At 67.5% G+C, this 26714-nt stretch carries 23 protein-coding genes and 4 tRNA genes; 5 read left to right on the top strand and 22 right to left on the bottom strand.

From position 1 onward, the window contains the following. Positions 1 to 33: 33 nt before the first annotated feature. The 16 genes from fusA to RIE08_17790 form a co-directional block, all read right to left on the bottom strand. The gene (gene fusA / locus RIE08_17715) at positions 34 to 2112 is read right to left on the bottom strand and encodes an elongation factor G (GenBank protein MEQ8719448.1); all 2079 of its coding nucleotides are present in this window, start codon (positions 2110 to 2112) and stop codon (positions 34 to 36) included. Positions 2113 to 2214: 102 nt separating this feature from the next. Beyond that, positions 2215 to 2685, bottom strand: coding sequence for a 30S ribosomal protein S7 (rpsG, locus tag RIE08_17720; GenBank protein ID MEQ8719449.1), 471 nt, complete (start codon positions 2683 to 2685; stop codon positions 2215 to 2217). A gap of 2 nt (positions 2686 to 2687) precedes the next feature. After that, positions 2688 to 3056 (bottom strand): 30S ribosomal protein S12, encoded by a 369-nt coding sequence (rpsL, locus tag RIE08_17725; GenBank protein MEQ8719450.1) that lies wholly within the window; start codon positions 3054 to 3056, stop codon positions 2688 to 2690. A gap of 115 nt (positions 3057 to 3171) precedes the next feature. Further along, a complete protein-coding gene (locus RIE08_17730) occupies positions 3172 to 7119 on the bottom strand; it encodes a DNA-directed RNA polymerase subunit beta' (GenBank protein MEQ8719451.1) in 3948 nt (1315 codons plus the stop codon). Positions 7120 to 7135: 16 nt separating this feature from the next. After that, entirely contained in the window at positions 7136 to 10720 is a 3585-nt protein-coding gene (locus RIE08_17735; GenBank protein MEQ8719452.1) for a DNA-directed RNA polymerase subunit beta, read from the bottom strand. 284 nt (positions 10721 to 11004) lie between these two features. Further along, on the bottom strand, positions 11005 to 11382 hold the full coding sequence (rplL, locus tag RIE08_17740) for a 50S ribosomal protein L7/L12 (protein MEQ8719453.1): 378 nt from the start codon (positions 11380 to 11382) through the stop codon (positions 11005 to 11007). A 5-nt stretch (positions 11383 to 11387) separates the two neighbouring features. After that, on the bottom strand, positions 11388 to 12098 hold the full coding sequence (gene rplJ, locus RIE08_17745) for a 50S ribosomal protein L10 (protein ID MEQ8719454.1): 711 nt from the start codon (positions 12096 to 12098) through the stop codon (positions 11388 to 11390). A 257-nt stretch (positions 12099 to 12355) separates the two neighbouring features. Beyond that, positions 12356 to 13054 carry a 50S ribosomal protein L1 gene (rplA, locus tag RIE08_17750; GenBank protein ID MEQ8719455.1) on the bottom strand — a complete coding sequence of 233 codons (699 nt, stop codon included), beginning with the start codon at positions 13052 to 13054 and terminating at the stop codon, positions 12356 to 12358. 94 nt (positions 13055 to 13148) lie between these two features. Next, positions 13149 to 13574, bottom strand: a complete 426-nt coding sequence (gene rplK / locus RIE08_17755; protein ID MEQ8719456.1) for a 50S ribosomal protein L11 — start codon at positions 13572 to 13574, stop codon at positions 13149 to 13151. 124 nt (positions 13575 to 13698) lie between these two features. Then, positions 13699 to 14217, bottom strand: a complete 519-nt coding sequence (gene nusG, locus RIE08_17760; GenBank protein MEQ8719457.1) for a transcription termination/antitermination protein NusG — start codon at positions 14215 to 14217, stop codon at positions 13699 to 13701. A 356-nt stretch (positions 14218 to 14573) separates the two neighbouring features. After that, positions 14574 to 14846, bottom strand: a complete 273-nt coding sequence (gene secE / locus RIE08_17765) for a preprotein translocase subunit SecE (protein MEQ8719458.1) — start codon at positions 14844 to 14846, stop codon at positions 14574 to 14576. Between the two features lie 156 nt (positions 14847 to 15002). Continuing rightward, positions 15003 to 15075: transfer RNA gene (locus RIE08_17770), tRNA-Trp, on the bottom strand. Between the two features lie 77 nt (positions 15076 to 15152). Next, positions 15153 to 15440, bottom strand: a complete 288-nt coding sequence (locus RIE08_17775; GenBank protein ID MEQ8719459.1) for a hypothetical protein — start codon at positions 15438 to 15440, stop codon at positions 15153 to 15155. 93 nt (positions 15441 to 15533) lie between these two features. After that, a complete protein-coding gene (locus RIE08_17780) occupies positions 15534 to 16166 on the bottom strand; it encodes a sigma-70 family RNA polymerase sigma factor (protein ID MEQ8719460.1) in 633 nt (210 codons plus the stop codon). Between the two features lie 66 nt (positions 16167 to 16232). Then, positions 16233 to 16309 (bottom strand) — tRNA-Met (locus tag RIE08_17785). Positions 16310 to 16351: 42 nt separating this feature from the next. Continuing rightward, positions 16352 to 16424, bottom strand: a tRNA-Thr gene (locus RIE08_17790). Between the two features lie 105 nt (positions 16425 to 16529). On the opposite strand from RIE08_17790, the gene RIE08_17795 reads away from it, so the two are divergent. Continuing rightward, on the top strand, positions 16530 to 17039 hold the full coding sequence (locus RIE08_17795; protein ID MEQ8719461.1) for an N-acetyltransferase family protein: 510 nt from the start codon (positions 16530 to 16532) through the stop codon (positions 17037 to 17039). Positions 17040 to 17084: 45 nt separating this feature from the next. Here RIE08_17795 and RIE08_17800 read toward each other — a convergent pair. Beyond that, positions 17085 to 17166, bottom strand: a tRNA-Tyr gene (locus RIE08_17800). Between the two features lie 98 nt (positions 17167 to 17264). Further along, a complete protein-coding gene (locus tag RIE08_17805) occupies positions 17265 to 17594 on the bottom strand; it encodes a hypothetical protein (GenBank protein MEQ8719462.1) in 330 nt (109 codons plus the stop codon). A gap of 252 nt (positions 17595 to 17846) precedes the next feature. Between RIE08_17805 and RIE08_17810 the strand changes: the two genes are divergently transcribed. Both RIE08_17810 and RIE08_17815 read left to right on the top strand, forming a co-directional pair. Continuing rightward, positions 17847 to 18335 carry a YajQ family cyclic di-GMP-binding protein gene (locus tag RIE08_17810; protein MEQ8719463.1) on the top strand — a complete coding sequence of 163 codons (489 nt, stop codon included), beginning with the start codon at positions 17847 to 17849 and terminating at the stop codon, positions 18333 to 18335. A 71-nt stretch (positions 18336 to 18406) separates the two neighbouring features. Beyond that, entirely contained in the window at positions 18407 to 20494 is a 2088-nt protein-coding gene (locus tag RIE08_17815; protein MEQ8719464.1) for an alpha/beta fold hydrolase, read from the top strand. 21 nt (positions 20495 to 20515) lie between these two features. On the opposite strand, the gene RIE08_17820 is transcribed toward RIE08_17815, so the two are convergent. From RIE08_17820 to acs, 3 genes are all read right to left on the bottom strand, one after another. Continuing rightward, on the bottom strand, positions 20516 to 21370 hold the full coding sequence (locus RIE08_17820) for a zinc metalloprotease HtpX (protein MEQ8719465.1): 855 nt from the start codon (positions 21368 to 21370) through the stop codon (positions 20516 to 20518). Positions 21371 to 21474: 104 nt separating this feature from the next. Further along, a complete protein-coding gene (locus RIE08_17825; protein MEQ8719466.1) occupies positions 21475 to 21780 on the bottom strand; it encodes a hypothetical protein in 306 nt (101 codons plus the stop codon). A 185-nt stretch (positions 21781 to 21965) separates the two neighbouring features. After that, positions 21966 to 23969 carry an acetate--CoA ligase gene (gene acs / locus RIE08_17830; GenBank protein MEQ8719467.1) on the bottom strand — a complete coding sequence of 668 codons (2004 nt, stop codon included), beginning with the start codon at positions 23967 to 23969 and terminating at the stop codon, positions 21966 to 21968. 78 nt (positions 23970 to 24047) lie between these two features. Here acs and tesB point away from each other — a divergent pair, with 78 nt between their 5' ends. Beyond that, positions 24048 to 24899: an acyl-CoA thioesterase II gene (gene tesB / locus RIE08_17835; GenBank protein ID MEQ8719468.1), complete on the top strand. Its 852-nt coding sequence runs from the start codon at positions 24048 to 24050 to the stop codon at positions 24897 to 24899. Then, a complete protein-coding gene (locus RIE08_17840; protein MEQ8719469.1) occupies positions 24896 to 26239 on the top strand; it encodes a PQQ-dependent sugar dehydrogenase in 1344 nt (447 codons plus the stop codon). The genes tesB and RIE08_17840 overlap by 4 nt, the downstream gene beginning before the upstream one ends. Positions 26240 to 26246: 7 nt before the next feature. Here the strand turns inward: RIE08_17840 and RIE08_17845 are convergent, their stop codons facing one another. After that, the gene (locus tag RIE08_17845) at positions 26247 to 26687 is read right to left on the bottom strand and encodes a GNAT family N-acetyltransferase (protein ID MEQ8719470.1); all 441 of its coding nucleotides are present in this window, start codon (positions 26685 to 26687) and stop codon (positions 26247 to 26249) included. Between the last annotated feature and the right edge of the window lie 27 nt (positions 26688 to 26714).

Genomic DNA, 26714 nt, shown 5'->3' on the forward strand with positions numbered 1-26714 from the left:
ATGGACGTGTTGGTTTTTGGACTCGAAACGGGATCAGACGCCGCGGATACGGGCGACGATCTCTTCTTGGACGCTGCCCGGCGCCTGCTGGTACGAGTCGAACTGCATCGTGTAGTTCGCCCGTCCCTGGGTGCGTGACCGCAGGTCGGTAGCGTATCCGAACATCTCCGACAGCGGCACGAGAGCGGTGATGACCTGATTTCCGCTGCGCTGCTCGGTTCCCTGCACCTGCCCGCGACGGCTGTTGATGTCACCGACCACGTCGCCGAGATAGTCGTCGGGGGTGACGACCTCCACGGCCATGATCGGCTCGAGGATCACCGGACGCGCCTTGGTGGCCGCCTCGCGGTACCAGGCGTTGCCGGCGATCTTGAAGGCCATGTCCGACGAGTCGACGTCGTGCGTCTTGCCGTCGGTCAGCGTGACCTTCACGTCGACTGTGGGGAATCCTGCGAGGACGCCGCTCGTCAGCGCCTCTTCGACACCCTTGCCCACGGCCGGGATGTACTCGCGCGGGATGGCACCACCGCTGATCTTGGACTCGAACTCATAGCCCTTGCCGACCTCGTTGGGCTCGAGGGTGAGAGTCACGACGGCGAACTGGCCGGAACCACCTGTCTGCTTCTTGTGGGTGTAGGTGTACTCGACCACCGGGGCGGTGATGGTCTCGCGGTAGGCGACCTGGGGCTTGCCGACCGTGGCATCCACGCGGAACTCGCGCATCATCCTGTCCACGAGGACCTCGAGGTGGAGCTCACCCATGCCGGCGATGATCGTCTGGCCCGTCTCCTCGTCGGAGCGGACCTGGAAGGTCGGGTCCTCCTCGGCGAGGGACATGAGAGCCTTGGCGAGCTTGTCCTGATCCGCCTTCGAGGCGGGCTCGACGGCGACGTGGATGACGGGATCGGGGAAGACCAGTTCCTCGAGCGTGATCGGATGGCCCGGGTCGCACAGCGTGTCGCCCGTACGGACGTCCTTCGCCCCGACCGCGGCCATGATGTCGCCCGTGGCGACCTCGTCGCGATCCACGCGGTCGTTGGCGTGCATCTCGAGGATGCGCCCGAAGCGCTCCTTGTTCGAGGTCCGGGTGTTGAGGACCTGATCACCCTTGGCGAGCTTGCCGCTGTAGACGCGGAAGTAGGCGAGCTTGCCGTGGGGGTCCGCGACGATCTTGAAGGCGAGGGCAGCGAACGGCTCGTCGTCGGATGGCGCCCGGGTGAGGGTTTCGCCCGTCTTGGGGTCGATGCCCTCGACCGGCGGAAGGTCCAGCGGGGACGGCAGGAAGTCGACGACGGCGTCGAGTAGCGGCTGAACGCCCTTGTTCTTGAAGGCCGTGCCGTTCAGCACCGGCACGATCTGGTTGGCGACGGTTCCCGAGCGAATGGCGGAGCGGATGTCGTCAGCGGTGATCTCCTCCTCGCCGACATACTTCTCGAGGATCGTCTCGTCGAAACTCGACAGGACGTCGATGAGTTCCGCGTGGTATGTCTCGGCCTCCTCGACGAGGTCCTCGGGGATGTCGACGACGTCCCACGACGCGCCGAGATCTTCACCCTGCCAGATGAGCGCCTTCATGTTGATCAGATCGATCACGCCCGCGTAGTCGGCCTCACGGCCGATCGGCAGCTGCAGGATCGCGATGTTGGCGCCGAGGCGCTCGCGGATCGAGTCGACGCAGAAATAGAAGTCGGCACCAGTGCGGTCCATCTTGTTGATGAAGCACATCCGCGGGACCCGGTACTTGTCGGCCTGGCGCCACACCGTCTCCGTCTGGGGCTCCACACCCGCGACGCCGTCGAAAACGGCGACGGCACCGTCGAGGACACGCAGCGAGCGCTCGACCTCGACCGTGAAATCGACGTGGCCGGGCGTGTCGATGATGTTGATCCGGTGGTCTTTCCACATGCAGTGCGTGGCGGCGGAGGTGATCGTGATCCCGCGCTCCTGCTCCTGCTCCATCCAGTCCATCGTGGCCGCGCCGTCGTGGACCTCACCGATCTTGTAGTTGACACCGGTGTAGTAGAGAATCCGCTCGGTCGTCGTGGTCTTACCCGCGTCGATGTGAGCCATGATCCCGATGTTGCGGGTCCGCTCGAGTCCTTTTCGTGCCATCGTCGTACCTTCTCGCAGAACAGGGGGGTGCTGTCGGTTCGTCGTCGGTTCACACCGACGCACGGGCCACGATCCGGGGCACCGGATCATGACCGGTCTGGTTCACCAGCGGTAGTGGGCGAACGCCTTGTTCGAGTCGGCCATCTTGTGGAGGTCCTCGCGACGCTTCACCGATGCGCCGACACCGTTGGCGGCATCGAGGATCTCGTTGGCGAGGCGGTCACGCATGGTGCGCTCGCGACGCGAACGGGAGTGCTCGACGACCCAGCGGATGGCGAGCGTGGTCGAGCGACGCGGCCGGACCTCGACGGGAACCTGGTAGGTGGCGCCGCCGACGCGGCGGCTGCGGACCTCGAGCGCGGGGCGCACGTTGTCGAGCGCCCGCTTGAGGGTGCCGATGGCGTCGTCACCGGTGCGCTCGCCGACGATCTCGAGCGCGTCGTACACGATGCGCTCGGCGGTCGAACGCTTGCCGCGCTCGAGGACCTTGTTGATCAACTGGGTGACCACGACCGACCGGTAGACCGGATCAGCCGGGACCTCGCGACGCGGTGGAGCTCCCTTGCGCGGCATCGTCAGCCCTTCTTCGAGCCGTAGCGGCTGCGAGCCTGGCGGCGGGTGTCGACACCGGCCGCGTCCAGAGTTCCGCGGACGACCTTGTAACGCACACCCGGGAGATCCTTCACACGACCACCGCGTACCAACACGATGGAGTGCTCCTGGAGGTTGTGACCCTCCCCGGGAATGTAGGCCGTGATCTCGACACCGCTGGTCAGTCGCACACGGGCCACCTTGCGCAGCGCCGAGTTCGGCTTCTTCGGCGTCGTCGTGTAGACGCGGGTGCACACACCCCGACGCTGGGGCGCGCCCTTGAGGGCGGGTGTCTTCTCCTTGCGGAACTTCGACTTCCGTCCCTTGCGGACGAGTTGCTGGATCGTGGGCACGCGAACCTACTTCTCAGATGTTTCGGGGAATTCCAGGCGGCACCGGACAGAACCCGGCGACGCCGGGCCGACTGCAAAGCCTAGGGCCGGCACGGTGTGGCTACAACCGCGCACGTCAACCACCGACCGCGCCGTCACCGGCGGGGAGGTCGATGACATCCGCGTCGGCGCCACCCAGGTCGGTCCCGGTCGCCAGCCATTCGGCAAGATCCTGCTCCTCGTCGTCGGAGGAGTAGAAGGCCATCGGGGTGTAGTCCGGTGCGTGGGTCTCGATGTCGCGGTAGCGGGCCAGACCGGTGCCGGCCGGGATCAGCTTGCCGATGCTGATGTTCTCCTTGAGGCCACGCAGCGAGTCGCTCTTGGACTCGATCGCGGCTTCGGTGAGAACACGGGTGGTCTCCTGGAACGACGCCGCGGAGAGCCACGACTCGGTCGCCAGCGACGCCTTGGTGATACCCATCAGCTCCGGGCGACCCTCGGCGGGCTTCTTGTTCTCCTTGACCAGCTCACGGTTGACGTCGCGATAGATCCGCGCGTCGACGCGTTCGCCGGGCAGGAACGGCGAGTCGCCTGCCTCGTGGACCGCGATCCGACGCGTCATCTGCCGCACGATCAGCTCGATGTGCTTGTCGTGGATCGACACGCCCTGGTCGCGGTAGACCTTCTGGACCTCGTCGACGAGGTACTTCTGGGTCTCACGGATGCCCTTGATCTCGAGGAGCTCCTTGGGGTCACGGGGACCCTCGACGAGGGGCTCGCCGGCGGTGATCTCGTCACCGTCGGCCACCTCGAGGCGGGCGATGGACGGGATGAGGTAGTTCTCCTCTTCACCGTCGTCGTCGACGATGGTGACCGTACGGCCGCGGCCGTCGTCCTCGCCGATGCGTACGACGCCCGACGCGCGGGCGAGAGTCGCCTTGCCCTTCGGGCTGCGGGCCTCGAAGAGTTCCACGACGCGGGGCAGACCGCCTGCGATGTCCTTGCCCGCCACACCACCGGTGTGGAAGGTACGCATCGTCAGCTGGGTACCGGGCTCACCGATCGACTGGGCGGCGATGACACCGACCGCCTCGCCGACCTCGATGGCCTTGCCCGTGGCGAGTGACATGCCGTAGGCCGCACCGGAGATTCCGAGCTCGGAGTCGTCGGTCAACGGCGACAGACAGCGCACGCGCTCGACGGCGGGGTCGTCTCGCAGCAGCGCGAGCTCGTCTTCACGCACGACGGTCCCGCGCTCGAGCACCGTGCCGTCGGACAAGGTGACGTCCTCGGCCAGGGTCCGGCTGTAGAGCTTGGTCTCGAGGTAGTACCGGCGACCGGACTCGTCGGGCTTGACGTTCTCGATGATCACCGAGGGGACGGGACCGTCGGTGGCGAAGGGGTCCTCCTCGTTGATGATGACCTCCTGGGCCACATCGACGAGACGCCGCGTCAGATAGCCGGAGTCGGCGGTCCTCAGCGCCGTGTCGACGAGCCCCTTACGGGCGCCCGGCGTGGCGATGAAGTACTCGAGCATCGCGAGGCCCTCGCGGAAGTTCGACTTGATCGGACGGGGGATCATGTCACCACGGGGGTTGGCCACCAGACCACGCATACCGGCGATCTGACGGACCTGCATCATGTTCCCTCGGGCACCCGATGCGACCATCATGTCGATGGGGTTGAACTTCTCGGCCTTCAGCTCGCGCTCCATGGCCTGCTTGACCTGCTCGGTGGCCTCCGTCCAGATCTCGACCTCCATCTGGCGGCGCTCACCGTCGGTGATGACGCCGCGACGGAACTGGGTCTCGACCTTGTCGGCCTGGGCCTCGTACTCGTCGAGGAGCGCACGCTTGTTGGACGGCGTCTTCACGTCGTCGATCGACACCGTCAGACCCGACCGCATCGCGTAGTGGAAGCAGAGGTCCTTGAGAGCGTCGAGGGTGCGGGCGACCTCGGCCTTGGGCCAGTTGCTCGCCAGGAGGTCGACGAGGTCGCCCATCTGGCGCTTGCCCACGACCTCGTTGACGAAGTGGAAGTCCTCGGGCAGTGCCGAGTTGAACAGGATCCGGCCCGGCGTCGTGTCGACGTACTGGGCCGCCGCGCCGTTCGCGGGAGCGGCCAGAAGATCCGGGAACCGCTTCACGTCGCGGTAGGTGATCCGTGCGTGCAACTTGACGACGCCGGACTCCAGGGCACGGTTCAGATGGTCGAGATCGCGGAAGACCCGGCCGGCGCCCTCGACGTCCTCGTCCAGTTCGGTGAGGTAGTACGCACCGATGATCATGTCCTGGGTGGGGGTGACGAGCGGGCGACCGTGAGCCGGCGACAACACGTTGTTCGCCGACAGCATCAGCACGCGGGCCTCGGCCTGGGCCTCGGCGGACAGCGGAAGGTGGACGGCCATCTGGTCGCCGTCGAAGTCGGCGTTGAAAGCCGTGCACACGAGCGGGTGGATCTGGATGGCCTTGCCCTCGACGAGCACCGGCTCGAAGGCCTGGATGCCCAGGCGGTGCAGGGTCGGCGCCCGGTTCAGCATCACGGGATGCTCCTGGATGACCTCTCCGAGGACGTTCCAGACCTGGGGGCGACGCCGCTCGACCATGCGCTTGGCCGACTTGATGTTCTGCGCGTACTCGTGCTCCACGAGCTTCTTCATCACGAACGGTTTGAAGAGCTCGAGCGCCATGATCTTGGGAAGGCCGCACTGGTGGAACTTGAGGGTCGGGCCGACCACGATGACCGAACGACCCGAGTAGTCGACGCGCTTGCCGAGCAGGTTCTGGCGGAACCGGCCCTGCTTGCCCTTCAACATGTCCGACAGCGACTTGAGCGGGCGGTTGCCCGGACCGGTCACGGGACGACCACGTCGGCCGTTGTCGAAGAGGGCGTCCACGGCCTCCTGGAGCATCCGCTTCTCGTTGTTCACGATGATCTCGGGAGCCCCGAGGTCGAGGAGCCGCTTCAGGCGGTTGTTGCGGTTGATCACGCGGCGGTAGAGGTCGTTGAGGTCCGACGTGGCGAACCGGCCACCGTCGAGCTGGACCATCGGACGAAGCTCCGGCGGGATGACAGGCACGACGTCGAGGATCATGGCGCGCGGGTCGTTGACCCGACGGCCGTTCTCGTCGCGGCGGTTGAACGCGCTCACGATCTTCAGGCGCTTGATCGCCTTCTGGCGGCGCTGGGCCGACAGGGGGCGCTGACCCTCGGTCGGGTCGATCGCCTCGCGGAGCTTGATCTCCTCCTCGTCGAAGTCGATCCGCTCGATCAGCTGCGCGATAGCGGCGGCACCCATGCCACCTTCGAAGTACTCGCCGTAGCGGTCGTAGAGCTCCCGCCACAGCATCTCGTCTTCGATGATCTGACGCGAGAACAGGCCCTTGAACTCCTCGAAGGCGCGACCCACGAGATCGATCTCGGACTCGTACTGCTCACGGATGGACTCGAGGTCCTTCTCGGCGGCCTTGCGGCGCGCCTTCAGCTCGGACTCCTTGGCGTCGTCGGACTCGAGCTCGGCGAGCTCGGTCTCGAGCTCCTCCATGCGCTGCGCTAGTCGCAGCTCGCGCTCGTCGACGATGGCGTCGCGCTCCTCGAGCATCTCCGCCTCGAGGTTCGCGAGATCCTCGTCGCGCTTGTCGTCGTCGACCCAGGTGACCAGGTTGGCGGCGAAGTAGATGACCTTCTCGAGCTGCTTGGCCTTGAGCTCCTCGCGGGGCTCGGTGCCCATGAGCAGGTAGGCGAGCCACGACCGGGTACCGCGCAGGTACCAGATGTGCACCGCGGGAGCGGCGAGTTCGATGTGGCCCATCCGCTCGCGGCGGACCTTGGAGCGGGTGACCTCCACGCCGCAGCGCTCACAGATGATGCCCTTGAAGCGGATGCGCTTGTACTTGCCACACGCGCACTCCCAGTCCTTGGTCGGACCGAAGATCTTCTCGCAGAAGAGTCCGTCCTTCTCGGGCTTGAGGGTGCGGTAGTTGATGGTCTCCGGCTTGCGGACCTCACCGTTGGACCACGTGCGGATCGAGTCCGCGGTGGCGAGGCCGATCCGTAGCTGGCTGAAGTCGTTGACGTCGAGCATGTGCTGGGTCGCCTCCTCAGACACCGCTGCGCTGAGCCGCGCGGCGGGCGTCTTCTTCGTCCGACCCACGCTCGGGTCGGGACAGATCGATACCGAGTTCCTCGGCGGTTCGGAAAATGTCCTCGTCGAGCTCACGCATCTCGATCTCCTGACCGTCCACGGACAGGACCTCGACGTTGATGCACAGAGCCTGCATCTCCTTGATGAGCACCTTGAAGGACTCGGGGATACCCGGCTCGGGGATGTTGTCGCCCTTGACGATGGCCTCGTAGACCTTGACCCGGCCGAGAACATCGTCGGACTTGATCGTCAGCAGCTCCTGGAGGCAGTACGCGGCGCCGTAGGCCTCGAGGGCCCACACCTCCATCTCCCCGAAGCGCTGCCCACCGAACTGGGCCTTACCGCCCAGGGGCTGCTGGGTGATCATCGAGTACGGGCCCGTCGAGCGGGCGTGGATCTTGTCGTCCACGAGGTGGGCCAGCTTCAAGATGTACATGTAGCCGACCATGACCCTGTTGTCGTAGGGCTCGCCGGTACGTCCGTTGTAGAGCTGGGTCTTGCCGTCACGACCGATCAGGCGCTCACCGTCCACCGTCTCGGGGTGGAGGTTCTCCAGGATCTTCTGAATCGTGGGGTGCTTACCGGACCGTTCCGTCTCGTCCCAGTGCGCACCGTCGAACACGGGTGTACCGACGAGCGTCGAGGGAGTGGTGGTCGGACGCGTCTTGGTCTCGGTGTTGCGGATGGGGTCGTGGCCGACGTTCTCGCCGTCGACCTCCCAGCCCCAGCGCGCCGCGTAGCCGAGGTGCGCCTCGAGGACCTGGCCCACGTTCATCCGTGAGGGAACGCCCAACGGGTTCAAGATGATGTCGACCTGATTGCCGTCCGCGGTGAAGGGCATGTCCTCCAGCGGCAGGATCTTCGAGATGACGCCCTTGTTCCCGTGGCGCCCGGCGAGCTTGTCGCCCACCGAGATCTTGCGCTTCTGGGCCACATAGACCCGCACCAGCTGGTTCACGCCGGGCGGGAGCTCGTGGGCCTCGTCGCGGTTGAAGACCTTGACGTCGATTACCTTGCCGGTCTCGCCGTGGGGGACCTTCAGCGAGGTGTCGCGGACCTCGCGGGCCTTCTCACCGAAGATCGCCCGCAGGAGGCGTTCCTCGGGGGTCAGCTCGGTCTCGCCCTTGGGCGTCACCTTGCCGACCAGCACGTCGCCGGGGCCGACCTCGGCGCCCACCCGGATGATCCCCCGCTCGTCGAGATCCGCGAGGATCTCGTCGGAGAGGTTCGGGATGTCCCGGGTGATCTCCTCGGGGCCGAGCTTCGTGTCGCGGGCGTCGACCTCGTGCTCGTGGATGTGGATCGAGGTCAGAACGTCGTCGCGCACGAGACGCTCCGACAGGATGATCGCGTCCTCGAAGTTGTAGCCCTCCCAGGGCATGAATGCCACGAGCAGGTTCTTGCCGAGCGCGAGTTCGCCGTTGTCGGTGCTGGGGCCGTCCGCGAGGACCTGGCCCTTCTTCACCTTGTCGCCTTCGGAGACCCGCACCTTCTGGTTGATCGAGGTGTCCTGGTTCGAACGCTCGAACTTCAAGAGGCGGTAGACCCGCTTGGTGCCGTTGTCGTAGGTCACCTTTATGGACGTGCCGTCGACGTCGGTGACGACACCGTCGTCATCGGCGATCACCATGTCGGCGGCGTCGGAGGCCGCCCGTGACTCGACACCGGTGCCCACGTAGGGGGCCTCGGCCCGCAGCAGCGGCACCGCCTGACGCTGCATGTTGGCGCCCATGAGCGCCCGGTTGGCGTCATCGTGCTCGAGGAACGGGATCAGCGCCGTGGCGATCGACACGATCTGCTTGGGCGAGACGTCCATCAACTGGACCTCGGCCGGCGGCGCGTAGGAGATCTCGGTCGTGGCTCCGAAGAAGACGTCCTGTTCGAGCTGGAGCTTCAGATCCGACAGCGACGCAGCCTGGGGCGAACGGCGCACCAGCACCCGGTCGTTGATGAAGTCACCCTCGTCGTCGAGGGGGGCGTTCGCCTGCGCGACGACGTACTCCTCCTCCTCATCGGCCGCGAGATACACGATCTCGTTGGTGACCTTGCCGTCGCGCACCGTTCGGTACGGCGACTCGATGAACCCGAAGCTGTTGACCCGGGCATAGGTCGCGAGTGCTCCGATGAGCCCGATGTTGGGACCCTCGGGCGTCTCGATCGGACACATGCGCCCGTAGTGCGAGAAGTGGACGTCACGGACCTCGAAGCCGGCGCGCTCACGCGACAGGCCGCCCGGGCCGAGCGCCGAGAGACGACGACGGTGGGTGAGCCCCGACAGCGGGTTCACCTGGTCCATGAACTGCGACAGCTGGCTGGTCCCGAAGAACTCCTTGATGGCGGCGACCACCGGGCGGATGTTGATCAGGGTCTGGGGCGTGATGGCCTCGACGTCCTGGGTGGTCATGCGCTCACGCACGACCCGCTCCATGCGCGACAGGCCGATGCGGACCTGGTTCTGGATGAGCTCGCCGACCGAGCGGATGCGGCGGTTCGCGAAGTGATCCTGGTCGTCGAGGCGGTAGCCCGGCTCGCCCTTGGCGAGATGGAGCAGGTAGGTACAGGTCGCGAGGACCTCGCCCGTCGACAGCACCGACTGGTCCGACTCGGGACGGTCGACCTCGATGCCGAAGAGCTTCTCGATCTTTTCGAGTTCGGGTTTGAGTTTGCGGTTCAGCTTGTAGCGGCCGACCCGTGACAGGTCGTAGCGACGCGACTCGAAGAAGGCGTTCTTGAAGTACGACCGTGCGGACTCCGTCGACGGCGGCTCACCGGGACGCGCACGCTTGTAGATCTCGAGCAGCGCCTCGTCCTGGGTGGGAGCGAGGTCACGGTCCTTCTCCCACTGGCCTTCGAGGAAGTCGAAGTGATCCACGAAGCGCTGCAGGAAACCGGGCTCGTTCTCCTCGTCCAGGCCGAGCGCCCGCAACAGCACGAAGATGCTGAGGCGACGCTTGCGGGCCACACGGGTACCGGCGGTCACGTCCTTACCGGGCTTCTGCTCGACGTCGAACTCCATCCACTCACCCCGGTAGGGGTGGATGGTGCCGGTCACGAGCTGGTGCTTGGTGAGGTTACGCAGCCGGTACCGCTCACCGGGCTGGAAGATGACGCCCGGTGACCGTACGAGCTGGGACACGACCACACGCTCGGTGCCGTTGATGATGAACGTGCCCTTGTCGGTCATCATCGGGAAGTCCCCCATGAAGACCGTCTGCTCCTTGATCTCCCCGGTGGCCTGGTTCATGAACCGGGCCCGCACGAAGATGGGCGCGGAGTAGGTCATGTCCTTCTCTTTGCACTCCTCCACCGAGAACTTCGGCGGCGGGCGCAGATCCTCATCGGTGGGGTCGAACTCCAGCTCCAGCTGGAGCGTCTCGGAGAAGTCCTTGATCGGACTGATGTCGCGGAAGGCCTCGCTCAGGCCCTCCGCCAACAGCCAGTCGAAGGACTTTCGCTGGATCGCGATGAGGTCGGGAAGCTCGAGAACATCGTCGAGGTTGCCGAACGAGTAGCGCTCGCGGACGGCGGAGCGTGAAGACACGTCGTACTCCTGGGCAGGGGTCGGCCGGGGTCGATCCAGTCGGGGGCACCGACGGACAGTGGGGACGTGCGCGGGCGCGGAAACAGCCGTACGGAGACGGAGGACAACGCGAGCGACACGACAGGACGCAGTGTAGGCGTCAGGGCCGCGACGATCAAACCTCGGGCAGCGACGAATCGCCGACCCCGGGTCGGATGCGCAGCAGAGTACGGGACGGGACCCGCGTGGTCAAGGTTTCGACCGGCGCGGGTCCCGCAACGAACTGATGTGGCGATGACGTCGGCTCAGGAGAGCTCGACGGTGGCGCCGGCGGCCTCGAGGGCCTCCTTCGCCTTCTCCGCGTCCTCCTTGGACGCCCCTTCGATCACGGCCTTCGGCGCGGACTCGACGAGCTCCTTGGCCTCCTTGAGACCGAGGCTCGTGAGACCACGCACCTCCTTGATGACCTGGATCTTCTTGTCGCCGGCCGAGGTGAGAACGACGTCGAAGTTGTCCTTCTCCTCTTCGGCTGCGGCGGCGTCACCGGCCGGAGCGGCGGCCGCGGCGGCCACCGGGGCGGCTGCGGTCACACCGAACTTCTCCTCGAACTCCGAGAGGAGTTCGCTCAGCTCGAGAACGGTCATCGAACCGATCGCGTCGAGAATTTCTTCCTTGGTCGCCATCTCTGTCACTCCTGGTCTTCTTCGGTCTGGTCGTTCTCTTCGGGCTCGTCAGAACCCGTCGTGGCTGTGTCGTCGCTGCCGGAGGCAGAGTCGTCGCCGCCTTCGGCTGTGTCGTCGCTGCCGGAGGCAGAGTCGTCGCCGCCTTCGGCTACGGGAACATCGACCGGGGCACCGGGGGCGCCACCCGCGTCGATGAGGGCCTGCAGCGCGTACGCGAACTTCGACGGCACCGCCGCCAGAAGCGCAGCGAACTGCTGCATCGGTGCGGCGAGCCCACCGGCGAGCCGCGCGAGCAGTTCGTCGCGGGACGCGAGCTTCGACAGAGCGATGATCTCTTCGGTGCTCAGGAACTTGTCGTCGAGGAGGCCACCCTTGATGATGAGCAGGTCGTTGCCGTCCGCGAACTCACGCAGAGCCTTGGCCATCCCGACCGCGTCACCGCGACCGCCCTCTTCGGCCGGCATCGCAAAGGCGAGTGCCGTCGGACCCGTGAGCATCTCCTCGATGTCGAGGCCCAACTCACGCGCAGCCAGGCGCACCAGGGTGTTCTTGTAGACCTTGTAGGTGGCACCGGCTTCAGCGAGCGACTTACGCAGCGTCGCCATCGATGGCACGTCGAGACCGCGGTACTCCGTGAGGACCACCGCGCTCGCTTCGGACAGGCGCTCACGCACCTCCTGCACCGCTGCGACCTTCTCCGGTCGTGGATTCTCCATGCCCACCTCCTCTCGTCTCGTGTCGTGTGTCGTCATTGCGATCGCACCGTCACCCGTGGTGGGCGAAAAGCGCAGAAGGCGTCGCGATGGCGACGCCCACGGGGACACGACGAGAGCCGGTGGGGCTCTGCCTCGTCACCTCGTCGGGCGGGCCATCGGCCCTTTCAGCTCTTCGAGCACCGGATGTCTGCGGCGATCAGATCTGTTGTGGGCCCGAGGCTAGCGGCCCGGGACCACGGACCAACCACTCGTCGCGCTCAGGCCACCGCGAACTCGCCGGGATCCACGTTGACACCGGGACCCATCGTCGAGCTGAGCGCCATCTTCTTCACGTAGCGACCCTTGGCCGCTGCGGGACGAACCCGCACGAGTTCGTCCATGACCGCCCGCAGGTTGCGGTCGAGGTCGGCCGGTTCGAAGCTCACCTTGCCGATCGGGACGTGGACGTTGGCCTGCTTGTCGGTGCGGTACTCGACGCGACCGCCCTTGAACTCCTCGACGGCCTTCGCGACGTCGTCGGTCACGGTGCCCGTCTTGGGGTTCGGCATGAGCCCACGGGGGCCCAGCACCCGCCCGAGGCGACCCACGGTCGGCATCATGTCGGGCGTCGCTATGGCGACGTCGAAGTCCATCATCCCGCCGTCGATCTCGGCAGCCAGGTCGTCACCGCCGACGAAGTCGGCGCCTGCATCACGGGCGGCCGCCGCAGCATCGCCCTCGGCGAAGACAGCGATCCTGACGTCCTTGCCGGTGCCTGCGGGCAGCGCGACGGTGCCACGGAGCATCTCCTCGGCACGGCGGGGGTCGACGCCCAGCCGCACGACGAGCTCGACCGTCTCGTCGAACTTGGCCGTGGCGAGCGTACGAACCAGGTCGAGTGCCTCGCCGGCAGGGTGGAGTCGCTCGGGGTCGAACCGTCGCGATGCGTCCAGATAGCGCTTACCGTTCTTCGCCATTTCGGCTCCCTCGTCTCGTGATTCGGCCGACCCCGCGGTGAGGTACCCCTGACGGAGGTCGGTGCGGGAGGTCTCCCGCGTGATGCTCAGTCGCTCAGACGACCTTGACGCCCATGGAACGGGCGGTGCCGGCGACCTGACGCTTGGCCATGTCGATGTCGTCGGTGTTGAGGTCGGGGAGCTTCGTGGTTGCGATCTCGGTGACCTGGGCGTCGGTGATCGTGCCGGCCTCGACACGGCCGACCTCGCCGGAACCCTTCTCCAGGCCTGCGGCCTGACGGATGAGGAACGCCGTCGGAGGCGTCTTCGTCACAAAGGTGAAGGACCGATCCTCGAAGATCGTGATGTCCACAGGCACGATCTGCCCGCGCTGATCCTCGGTGCGGGCGTTGTACTCCTTGCAGAAGTCCATGATCGCCACGCCGTGGGGGCCCAGAGCGGTGCCGACGGGCGGCGCAGGAGAGGCCTGGCCCGCGGGGATCTGGATCTTCACGACGGCGGAGACCTTCTTCTTTGCCATCTCGCAACGCCTCGATATCAGTGGGTGGGTGAACAGTGGGCCGTGCGCGTAGCGCGCGCAGGCGACGAAACAGTGTGCCGCCGCCGGAGCCCGGCGGCAACGCCGCGGACCCCTGCGGGCGATGTCAGAGCTTGGCGACCTGCGCGAACTCCAACTCGACCGGAGTCTCGCGGCCGAAGATGTTGACGAGAACCTTGACCTTGAGCTGGTCGGGGTTGATCTCGATCACCTCGCCGGAGAAGTCCGCGAACGGGCCCTCCTTGACGCGGACCGTCTCGCCCATCTCGTACTGCAGACGCGGACGGCTGCGCTTCTGGACCTCGTCGCCCTCGGGCTTGACCTGAAGGAACGCCTCCACGTCTCGCCGAGGCAACGGGGTCGGCTTGGAGCCCGCACCGACGAAACCCGTCACACCGGGGGTGTTGCGGATCACGTACCAGGAGTCGTCGTCGAGGTAGCAGCGCACGAGCAGGTAACCGGGGAAGACCTTCTTCTGTACGACGACCTTCTTGCCGTTCTTGAACTCCACGACGTCTTCCATGGGGATGACGATCTCGTGGATCCGCCCCTCCATGTTCATCGACTGGGTGCGGGCCTCGAGGTTCTGCTTGACGCGCTTCTCGTAGCCGGACTGGGTGTGCACGACATACCAGCGACCCGGTCGGTCATAGGGGCTCTCGACGGGCGCCGGCGCCTCGACGTCCTCGTCGGTCTCGGCGTCGTGCTCGTAGACGAGGCCGTCGACGTCCGCTTCTTCCTCGTCGGCGTCGTCACCGCTGGTCTTTGACGCGGCTTCCTGCGCGATCGCCTCCTCACGCGACTGTTGAGCCTGGACCGCCTCGGCGGCATCCACCGGATGGGGCTCGACCTCGGTGGGATCGACAGGGCCCGTCGGGAGGGCCTCCGCTGCCGACGACTCGACGGCGTCCTGCGCGGTCTCCTCGTCGGTACCGGAGTCGGTTGTGGCGTCGGTGTCGGTGTCGGTATCGGTCACGTCACTCATCGTTCGAACAGCTTCAGGATGGCTTCGCCGAAGCCCCAGTCGAGACCGGCGATAAACAGCGTCAGCGCCACGACGAGCACGAACACGATCGTCGAGTAGCTGATGACCTCCGAGCGCGAGGGCCATGCGACCTTGCGGAGTTCCCCGCGCACCTCGCGCATGAACTCCGCCGGCGTGGCACGGTCTTCACGTTGGCGCTGGTTCGGCTGTTGGCGGCGCTGCGCGATGGGCGCGCCATCGGCGTCGACCTCGCCAGAGCGCTGTGCCATGCGCCTGTACTGTCGGTTCATCGCCATGTCGGCACCTACGTCCTGATCGCTTCGTTTCGTCGGCACCGGCGGTTTCGGCGCCCGAGAGACGTCCAGCCTAGGGGGACGCCTGCGCGTCCAGTCACCGCGACCGCGCGTCGGGGCCCATGGAGGCGGCAGGGCAGGAGGGACTCGAACCCCCAACCGCCGGTTTTGGAGACCGGTGCTCTACCAATTGAGCCACTGCCCTAGACATCGGGGCGAGCCCGATGGCACGGCGAGGATACCACCCGACCCCGGCGGCCCGACCCGCGGTTTCGCGCGGGCTCAGGACCCGGTATGACGGATCCTGGCGCGATTGGCGATCATCAGCGCCCCGGCCGCTCCGGCGGCGAGACCCCCCGCGTAGGCCGCGATACGACCCATCGGCGGCAGGAAGCCACGCTCGGCGGCGTCGATACGGTCCAGGATCGCCTCGAGCAGCCAGTCCGGCGGCTCGGCCCCGCCGTTGCGCAACGTGGCGATGGCCCGGCGCAACTCGGGGGACGGACCACCGGCGCGCGCGCCGAACAGGTCCGCCATGTCGACGACCGTCCCACCGGTGTCAAACAGCACGGGCTTCATCCTCGCCGCCGTCGACGACCGTCCCACCGGTGTCAAACAGCACGGGCTTCATCCTCGCCGCCTCCGGCGGACCGTCCCACCGTCTCAAACAGCACGGGCTTCATCCTCGCCGCCTCCGGCGGACCGTACGACTTCTTCGTCGTCGGTCGAGAGGTACTCGGTCAGCTTGCGCCGCGCGCGGTGGAGCCGCACCTTCGCAGCCGACTCGGTGATGCCCAGCGCATCGGCCACCTCCCGGTGCGGCAACTCGTGGACGTCGCGCAGGACGACGACCGAGCGCAGTCGTTCGGGCAGTCGGGCGACCGCCGCCTCGATCTGGCCCAACGTGTGCGACGCCTCGGCCCGCAGAGCCGGATCGGACCCGGGACGGTCGTCCACCACGGGTGAGCTGTCCTCGTCGATCTCCTCGGCGCGCCGGCGCCGGCGCCGGGTCAGGTGCGTCGATCCGCAGTTGGCGGCGATCCTGTAGAGCCACGTCGAGAAGCGGGAGTCGCCGCGGAACCGACCCAGACTCCGGTAAGCCCGCAGGTACACGTCCTGGGTGATGTCCGAAGCATCGTGGACGTTCCCGCTGAGACGGTGGGCGAGGGTGTACACGTCGCGGTAGGTCCTCCTGACGAGTTCGTCGAAGGCCGACCGGTCACCCGCCTTGGCGGCCGCGACGAGGTCGGCCTCGTCGTCTCCGCGAGCGGAACGCCCGACGCGGTCAGGCCGCACCGGTGTCGCCCTCTGTCGGAATATCGGACCTGTGATTCACAGTTCGGGTTACATCCCCGCGTCGTCTGGTAGCGGCGGCCAGACTCGAACTGGCGACCTCTCGATTATGAGTCGAGCGCTCTCACCAACTGAGCTACGCCGCCCCGAACACCCGGTTGACCGGGTGCGCCGGATCAGTCCGGCCGAGCTCCCTGAGAGAATCGAACTCTCGACCTTCTCCTTACCATGGAGACGCTCTGCCGACTGAGCTAAGGGAGCGGGACCCCGCCCGGTGTGTCGTGCGGGGAAGGAGATGATGCCACGACCGGTGGCAGTCTCCCAACCCCCTCCGGCGGTGCCGGGACGACCGCTACCGTTCCCGGCATGTTGATCCGTAGGGCCGACGTCGACGACGCCGAGGCCATCCGCGCCATCTACAACGACGAGGTGACCGGCGGAGTCGCCGTCTTCGACATCCGCCCCCGGGACCTCGATGCCCAACGACGCTGGATCGTCGATCGTTCCGGCGCCCACGCCGTGCTCGTCGCGGAGTTCGACGGCTCCGTCATCGGCTTCGCCTCGCTGTCGCCCTACAGGGACCGCCCCGCCTACAACACGACGGTGGAGAACTCGGTATACGTCCACCGGGACCACCGTGGCGGCGGCGTCGGCAAGGCGCTGCTCGACGAGCTGCTGCGCGTGGCCGCCGATCACGGCTTCCACACGGTCATCGCGCGCATCGCCGGTTCCAACGCGGGCTCGGTGAGGCTGCACGAGGCATGTGGATTCGAGCACGTCGGGATCGAACGCGAAGTGGGCCGGAAGTTCGGCCGGTGGCTCGACGTCGTCGAGATGCAACACATGCTGGGTCACGCCCCCGCGCCGCCCCGCTGAGGCGGGACCCTGCGACCCGGGGACGTGATGACAGGAAAACGAGCGTGGGCCGGGGAGGATTTGAACCTCCGAAGGCAATGCCGGCAGATTTACAGTCTGCTCCCTTTGGCCGCTCGGGCACCGACCCGCAGCGACGCAGCGTAGCGCCCGGATCGTCGGCCGGGCGCATGCCGACACCGAAGCGTGCGCTGGGGCCTTCGACGGCGGAACTCGACGAAGCGTGCGCTAGGACGTGCGCCGGCGGAACTCGACCGTGCGGGCGACGTCGGCTGCGACCAGCCGCCCCAGCGGTCCCGTCGAGTACACGCTCAGATAGATCGTGGAATCGGGTCGCAACAGCAACCCGGTCGCGTGCACGAAACTGCGATCCGGCGCCAGGTGCGCCCCGAGAGTCGACGCGGCGGCCTCCGGGTCGAGGCCGTGCAGCACCGGGTAGCCGGTCAACCGCAGCCCTGCGACGAGGTCGGCGGTGGTCGCCGCGTCGTCGACCGACGCCGCGATGATGCCGACGTCGAGTGAGTCGAGAAGTGCCGCGTGTTCAGCGAAGTCGACCAACTGCCGACGGCAGAACGATCACCAGTGGCCACGGTAGATGAGGACGGCGGCCCAGCGGCCCGCCACCGCGTCGGGAATCGTCACCGGCGCACCCTCCTGGTCGAACACCGTGATGGCGGGCATGGGCTGATCGTTGGCGGGTCGCATCGTGTCCCCTGACTCGGCGGCCCTCCCAGGATCGCACGCGGGCCGTGGTCCGCGCCGCAGGTAGGATCGGCGATACGACGCCGACTCCGACGAGAAGGAGAGACCGTGCCGAGTTTCGACGTCACATCCGAGGTCGACCTCCAGGAGGTCCGCAACGCCGTGGACCAGGCGAGCCGTGAGGTCGTCAACCGGTTCGACTTCAAGAACACCGGCACCACGATCGAACTCGGCGACGGCGAGATCCTGATGGCGACAGCCAACGAGGACCGCCTGAGCGCTCTGCGCCAGGTTCTCGAAGAGAAGCTCGTCAAGCGCAAGGTCTCGCTCAAGGCGATCGACTACGAGACCGTCGAAGAGGCCTCGGGCGGCACCGTCCGCCAGAAAGCCACCCTCGCTGCCGGGATCTCCTCCGACAAGGCACGCGAGCTCAACCGCTTCATCAAGGACCTCAAGATGAAGGGGATCCAGTCCCAGGCACAGGGCGACCAGTTGCGGGTCACCGGCAAGAAGCGCGACCAGCTCCAGGACGTCATCGCCGCGCTCAAGGAAGCCGACTTCGGCATTCCGCTGCAGTTCGGGAACTTCAGGGACTGAGTGGCCCCGAACTCCCCACCGACCTCACCGACCGCGCGCCTCTGCCCCGTCACCTCTGCCAAGGTGGCCTCGTGAGAAGATCGCTGGCGGCGATGGCCGTCGTCGTCGGACTCGTCGCCGCGGGGTGCACGGTGGACCCCGGGATCGACCTCGCCGAACAGGCGAACCCTCCCGCCGACGCGACGCCGACACCCTCGGCTGAAGACCCCATCCCCACCCCCACCCCGACACCCGACGCGAGCGGAGGCACCCCCGAGCCCGCCGACCGCACGCGACCCGTGCCGGGCGAGGCGGCGTCCGCTGAGCTCCTGACCGACCTCGGAGAGTTCGACCGGGTCGACTGCGCGTCCTTCGACCTCGCCGATCTGGCGACGGGACCGCCGCCGTCATGTGGCCTGTTCACCGTTCCCGAGACGTGGGAGGACCCTGACGCCGACGCCACCGTCACTATTCCCGTGGTGGTCTTCGACGCCACCGGCACAGCCCTCGACGACCCGGTCGTGTATCTCGAAGGAGGCCCGGGAGGGCATGCGGTCGAGACGATCGCATTCTCCTACGACGTCCTCGTGGCGCCCTACCGCGACACCCGCGACGTCATCATCTACGACCAGCGGGGGGCCGGTCTGTCGAACCCGTCGCTTCAGTGCGACGAGGCCCTGGAACTCGCACGCGACCTCCTCGACGAGGACGTCGACGAGGACGAACTGACCGAACGTGACACGGCGGCCGAGACCGCGTGTCGCGACAGACTCCTCGACGACGGGGTGGATCTCACCAGCTACCACAGCGTCGCGAGCGCCCACGATCTCGAGGCCATGCGCCTGGCGCTCGGCTACGGGCCGTGGAACGTGTTGGGCATCTCGTACGGGACCCGGCTGGGACAGACCTATGTACGGATGTACCCCGACGCTGCGCGGGCGCTCGTTCTCGATTCGATCCTCCCGGTCGCCGCCGACACGGCATCCGTCTTCACCCCGAACGCCGCGCGCGCCTTCGAGGCGCTGTTCGACGCCTGCGAGGCCCTCGCCGACTGTGCCCGGACCTACGCCGACCTGCGAAACCGCTTCTTCGCGCTGGTGGACGCTCTCGACGCGGACCCGGTGGGCGCACCGGCCACCGACAACCTGACGGGCCAGACGTACCCGCTCGTGGTGGTCGACGGCGAGTCGCTCCTCCAGATCACATTCGGCGCTCTCTACTCCCCCGTTCTCTTCGCGGCGATACCCCAACTCGTCGCGGAACTCGAGGAGGGAACCACCGATCTGTTGTCGTCGTTCCTGTCGATCGAGGTCACCAACCTCGGCTTCACATCGGTCGGCATGCTCATCAGTGTCGAATGCCACGAAGAGATCTCCTTCGGCGACCCCGCCGACATCGAGACCGCGCTCACCGGGGACCCCTACTACGACCGCTTCGCCGACAGCGCCAACGCCCGCCCCTTCTACGAGACGTGCGAACGGTGGCCGGCCGGCAGCGCGCCCGCGGTCGAGAACGAGCCGGTGACGAGCGACGTACCGACCCTGCTGATGGGCGGTGCGCTGGATCCCATCACGCCGCCGAGTGCCATCGACGACGTCGCCGAGGGATTCTCGCGGAGCTTCGGTGTGCGGTTCCGGTGGGAGGGTCACGGACCCGGCGCGGACGAATGCGGTTCATCGATCATCAGAGAGTTCTTCGACGCCCCGACGTCGGCTCCGTCAGCGCAGTGTGCGGACGCGGAACCACCCGTCTTCGTCCGGCGACCCGTCGGCGAGCTGACCCTCGAACCCGTCGTCGTGTCGGGGGCGGGGCTGGCGACCCTCGAGACGCTGGCACCGGTCGAGTGGGACAACCAGGGACTCGGCGTGTGGGCCCGCTCGGACTCACTCGCCGATCCGTCCCTGCTGGCCCAGTTCGCGTTCCCGTTCGCCATCGACCGGGAGGCCACGTTGGAGTTGACGCTCTCGTCGTTCGGCGTCGACGGCGAGCCGCGGCCCCGGACACCGCTGACAACCCCGGACGGTCAGACCTATGACCGCTGGCGGGTCGAAGCGCCCGGCGCCACATGGGACATCGCGATCGGCGACGACACCGTGATCGCCGTGGCGGCGTACCCCGACGAGATCGACGAAGTGGTCAGCACTCTCGCACCGGTCTACGACGCCGCCTCGACGTCCTGAGTCCCACCGGAGCGCGACCGGTCAGATGCTGCGGGCCCACTCACCCGAGCGGAGCCGGGCCACCCGGTCTTCGAGCGGCGGGTGCGTGCTGAACCAGTTCGCGAACTGCACGCGGCGGCCGGCCAGAGGGTTCACGATGTAGTGCGAGGCCTGCTCGCTCGCCACGGCAGCGGGGATGCGGCCCGACAGGTAGCCCAGCTTCTCGAGCGCACGGGCGAGCGGTTCGCCGTCGCCGATGAGCCGCGCGGCGGTGCGGTCCGCCTTGTACTCACGTGTCCGGCTGATGGCCGACTGCAGCACCATCGCGGCGAGCGGCGCCACGATGATGGTGACGAGCATCACGATGGGGTTCTGGTCACGGTTGCGGCTGTTGCCGAACATCGCCCCCCACATCGCCATCCGGGCGAGCAGCGTGAGGGCCATGGCGATGGCCGCCGCAACCGACCCGATGAGGATGTCGCGATTGCGGATGTGCATCAGCTCGTGGGCGAGTACGCCGCGGATCTCGCTCCATTCGAGGTGGCGGACCAGCCCCTCGGTGATGGCGACCGCCGCATGCGACGGGTTGCGGCCGGTGGCGAAGGCATTGGGCTGATCTCCCGGCGCCACGTAGAGCTTGGGCATGGGGAGGTCCGCCTTGGCGGTCAACTCCTCCATGATCTCGTAGTACTCGGGCATCTCGGCACGCTCGACGGGACGCGCGCGGGCGGAGCGGATGGCCAACTTGTCCGAAAACCAGTAGGAGCCGCCCACCAGCACCAGACCGAGGCCGGCACCGATGACGAGGCCGCTGGAGCCGCCGATCGCGCCGCCTAGTGCGATGAAGAGGCCACCGAGGGCCGCCAGTAGGACGAAGGTCTTGAACGTGTTCTTCATGGTCGGTCGGGGGTCCTCCTTCGGACCTCTACAACGCTAACCGAGACCGGTGTTGTTCCCGGTCGCGCCCGGAATCGCAACTGTCGTCCGTCCCGGCGCCGACCTCAGTCGTAGTAGCCGGAGTGGTGGTACATCGTCGGCAGGCCCTCAGCCCGGAACATCTCCACGTTGCGTTCGTCGTCGTCGATCGCGAGGAGAAGGTCGAAGTCCCGCGCCCGCATCGCGGCCACCTCGTCACGCTTGAACTGCGACGAGCGCATGAAGGCCTGCGCAGGTGAGCGGGTGACGAGCAGGTCCCAGCGGATGTGGTGGCGAACGAGCCAGTCGGCGGTCATCGAGGCGACCCAGTGCGGCCGCGCGGTCAACAACAGGACCGCGACATCGGCATCGACCACCGACAGGAACGACACCGTCGCGTCGATGGGTGGATCGTCACGGCACGCCGCGAAGAACCCGTCCCAGTCGCGGCGATCCGCGCGCAGATACCACTGCCGGTGGGTGGCATCGGCAACGACGCCGTCGATGTCGACGACGATCGCGGGCCCACCTCGGAGAGCCCCGTCGGCCCAGATCCAGTGGTCCGGAGTGTCGGGGCTCAGGATCCGCCGTCCCCGGGTGAGGAGGCCCGCCGCCGGATCTCGTCGACGACACCGCTGTCGGCGAGGGTCGTCGTGTCACCGAGGTCACGGTCCTCGACGACGTCGCGCAAGAGCCGTCGCATGATCTTGCCGGAGCGGGTCTTGGGGAGGTCCGGAACGATCACGACCGTGCGGGGCCGGGCGATCGCACCGAGCTTGTGGGCCACGTGGGACCGGATCTCCTCACCGAGTTCATCGGACGGTTCGTTGCCGCCGCGCAGGATCACGTATCCGACGATGGCCTGGCCGGTCCGGGCGTCGCTGGCGCCCACGACGGCCGCCTCTGCGACAGCGGGGTGGTCGACGAGCGCCGACTCGACCTCCGTCGTCGAGATGCGGTGACCGGAGACGTTCATGACGTCGTCGACGCGTCCGAGCAGCCAGAGGTACCCGTCGGAGTCGATCTTCGCCCCGTCACCGGCGAAGTAGCGGCCCTCGTAGCGTGACCAGTAGGTCTGGCGGTACCGGGCCGGGTCACCCCAGATGCCGCGCAGCATCGACGGCCACGGCTTCGTGATCGTCAGGTAGCCACCACCGCGTTCGACCTTCTCACCCAACTCGTCGACGACCTCGACGAAGACCCCCGGGATGGGTTCACACGCCGAACCGGGCCGAGTCGTGGTGACACCGGGGAGGGGGGTGATCATGTGACCGCCGGTCTCGGTCTGCCACCACGTGTCGACGATCGGGCACGATTCACCACCGATGTTGGCGTGGTACCACATCCACGCCTCCGGATTGATCGGTTCGCCGACCGTGCCGAGGACCCGCAGGGAGGAGAGGTCACGACCCGCCGGCCAGTGCGCGCCCCAGCGCATGAACGTCCGGATGGCGGTCGGCGCGGTGTAGAGCTGTGTGACGCCGTACCGCTCGACGATGTCCCACAGCCGGTCCTTGGCCCACTCCCCGCGGTCGGAGCCGTCGCGCATCTCGGTCCGCGGGGTGTCCGGGGTGCCCTCGTACATCACCGAGGTCGCACCGTTGGCGAGCGGACCGTAGACGATGTAGCTGTGGCCGGTCACCCAGCCGATGTCGGCGGCACACCAGTAGACGTCGGTGTCGGGGCGCAGGTCGAACACGTAGCGGTGGGTGAAGGCGACCTGGGTCAGGTAGCCACCGGTTGTGTGCATGATGCCCTTGGGAGACGCCGTGGTTCCCGAGGTGTAGAGCAGGTAGAGCAGGTCCTCGGCGCCCATGCGCTCCGGCTCGCACGTCTCCGCCGCGTCGGCGACGACGTCGTGCCACCACACGTCACGGCCCTCCACCATCGTCGGGGCGGTGCCGCACCGGTCCACCACGACGACGTGTTCCACCGAAGGCGCGCCGCCCGAGGCCAGTGCCTCGTCGACGTTCACCTTGAGCGCCGACGGGGCGCCGCGGCGGTAGCCGGCGTCTGCGGTGATGATCAGCCTGGCCTGCGCGTCGGCGCAGCGGTCGACGATCGCATCGGGCGAGAATCCGCCGAAGATCACCGAGTGAGCCACGCCGATCCGGCTGCAGGCGAGCATCGCGACGGGCAACTCGGGGATCATCGGCATGTAGATCGCGACCCGGTCCCCGCGAACCAGGCCGAGCCCCTTCAGCGCGTTGGCGAATCGGCAGACGTCGGCGAGAAGGCCTGAGTACGTGATCGTGCGGGTGTCACCCGGCTCGCCCTCCCAGTGGAAGGCGACCCGGTCGCCCCCACCGGCCTCGACGTGGCGGTCCAGGCAGTTGTAGGACATGTTCAGCGTCCCGTCGGCGAACCAGCGCGCGTCGGGACAGTCCCACTCCAGCACGGTCGAGAAGTCGTCGTACCAGCTGACCAGTTCGCGAGCCTGACGTGCCCAGAAGGCCTCGAAGTCGGCGGTCGCCTCCTCGTAGAGCGACCGGTCCGACACCAGCGCCGAGGACGCGAAGTCCGCGGGGGGCGGGAACTCCCGGCGTTCGTCCTCGAACGTCCCGATCGTGGCGTCACTCATCTGGCATGTCTCCCCGGTGGTCCGTCGTTGCCCGGACCGCGACACTACCGTCCGCCCGGATTCCATAGGATCCCCGGTGTGCAACCCGCTCTGGACGCTGTCATCGCCCTGCTCGACCTCGAAGCGATCGAGGTCAACATCTTCCGTGGTGTGAGCCCCGACGAGAACCGACAACGTGTCTTCGGGGGGCAGGTGGCCGGTCAGGCGCTGGTCGCGGCGGCGCGCACCGTCGAGGACTCCCTCGTCCATTCGCTACACGCCTATTTCCTGCGGGCCGGCGACCCGGCCGTCCCGATCCTCTACGAGGTCGAGCGCACCCGCGATGGCCGCTCGTTCACCACCCGCCGGGTGACCGCGATCCAGCACGGCCGGGCCATCTTCACGATGTCGGCGTCGTTCCACCGCGACGAGGAGGGCTTCACCCACCAGGATCCGATGCCCGGAGCTCCCCCACCGGAGGAGGTGCCGACCTTCAAGGAGGAATGGAAGCCCTACCGCGACCAACTCGGGGCGCTCTACGACAGGGACCTCGCGATCGACGTGCGGTACGCAAAGGGGTCGATGACCGCACGCGACGAACCGCACGAGCCGCACGTCCAGGTCTGGCTGCGCGCCGACGGGGAACTGGGCGACGACCCGGTCCTGCACACGTGCCTGTTCACATACGCCTCCGACCTCACCCTGCTCGACACGACGACGCTCCCCCACTGCCGCGGCGCCTTCGACCCGTCCGTACAGATGGCCAGCCTGGATCACGCCATGTGGTTCCACCGACCGTTCCGGATGGACGACTGGCTGCTCTACGACCAACGGTCCCCGTCGGCATCGGGCGCCCGGGGCCTGGCCACCGGATCCGTCTTCACCCGGGAGGGCGACCTCGTCGTCTCGGTCGTGCAGGAGGGACTCATCCGCCCTGTCGAGGACCGATGAGGCGCTACGCACCGCTCGTCCTCGCAGGCGCACTCATGGCGGCTGCATGCTCCGGCGACGACGGAGCCGCTCCGGCCGTTCCCGAAGAGGGCTTCACGGTGTTGTCGCCGCCTGCTGTGTCCTCGCCGCCTGCTGTGTCCTCGCCGCCTGCGGCGGACCCACCCACCCCGGATGGAGGGGACGGAGAGGCGGACCAGCCCACGCCGGATGGACCAGACGGAGAGGCGGACCAGCCCACCCCCACGCCGTCGACCACGGCGGAGCCGGTGGCGGTCCCCACGGAGTTGCCGGCGATCGCGTTGAGCTTCGTCGAGGTCGCCCGCCTGGACGCCCCCACCGCGGTCCGCACCCGCACCGGGTCCACCTCGCTGTACGTGGCCGAACGGGCCGGGCGACTGGTCGAGCTGGCCGGTGACGACCTCGTTCCCCGGACCACACCGGTTCTCGACATCTCCGGAGAGGTCTCGACCGACGGCGAACGCGGCTTCCTCGGCTTCGACTTCTCCACCGACGGCGCCCTCGTGTGGACGATGCACAACGACCTCGACGGCACGTCGGTCGTCACCGAATGGGCACTGGACGATGACGGCCTCGTCGACCTGCCGACGAGACGGGAGCTCCTGCGGGTCGACCAGCCGTTCTCAAACCACAACGGTGGCGACGTGCACCGGGGACCCGACGGCCACCTCTACATCGGGCTCGGCGACGGTGGCGGTAGTGGGGACCCGGAGCGCAACGGTCAGAACCCGACGACTCTGCTGGGCACCCTCCTGCGGATCGACCCCACCCCTGACGACGACCGTGCCTACTCGATCCCGCCCGACAACCCTTTCGTCGCGGGAGGCGGCGCCCCCCAGGTCTGGGCCTACGGCCTGCGCAATCCCTGGCGCTTCTCCTTCGACTCCGCCACCGCCGACCTCTGGATCGGCGATGTCGGGCAGAACCTGTACGAGGAGATCGACCTGCTACCTGCTGCCGACGGCGGCGGACGGGGCGCCAACCTCGGCTGGAACGACCTCGAGGGTGATCAGCCGTTCGCGGCCGAGACCGCACCGGAGGACCACATCGCTCCGGTCGTGGTCTACGACCACAGTGCCGGACGGTGCTCGGTGACCGGTGGGTTCGTCTACCGGGGCGAAGCCATCCCCGCGCTCGACGGGGTCTACGTGTTCGGGGACCTCTGCGACGGGGTCGTCCGCGGCTACGCGCCCGGTCTCGGTGTGGCGCCCCTGAACCTCCGGGCCCTCGGCGCGTCGCTCATCTCGTTCGGCCTCGATCGCGACGGCGAGCTGCTCACCCTCGGCAGCGACGGCCGGATCCACCGGATAGTCGCCGGGTGACCGATCCTCACGACACCCGGTAGCGGTACACGTTCGTCTCTCGGACCTCGAAACCGAGCCGTCGGTACAGCCGATTGGCGGCCTCACGGCTCGGTCGTGACGTGAGGTCGACGGTCGTCGCGCCGGCTGCGGCGGCGCGCTCCAGCGCCGCGCGGTTCAGCGCCGCTCCCACGCCCCCGCCGCGTGCCGCCTCGTCCACCACGACGTCTTCGATCCAGGCCCGGACACCGGTCGGGATCCGGAACAGCACGAGCGTGAGGCTCCCGGAGACCTCGCCGTCCACCTCGGCGACGAACAGCACGGAAGCATCCGACGCGACGATGGCCGTCAACTCCGCCTCCCCGGGCGGGGGAGCCGAAGACGAGAGTTGGGGGATCAGGCGGGCGAAAGCTGCGACCAGCGCGTCGTCGACCTCCGAGGGCGATGTGATCTCACGTACTGCGACCATGACGGCAGGTTAGAGCCACCCGACGAC

This window comes from Acidimicrobiales bacterium, assembly GCA_040219085.1.
In the GTDB taxonomy this organism is placed as follows: domain Bacteria; phylum Actinomycetota; class Acidimicrobiia; order Acidimicrobiales; family JAVJTC01; genus JAVJTC01.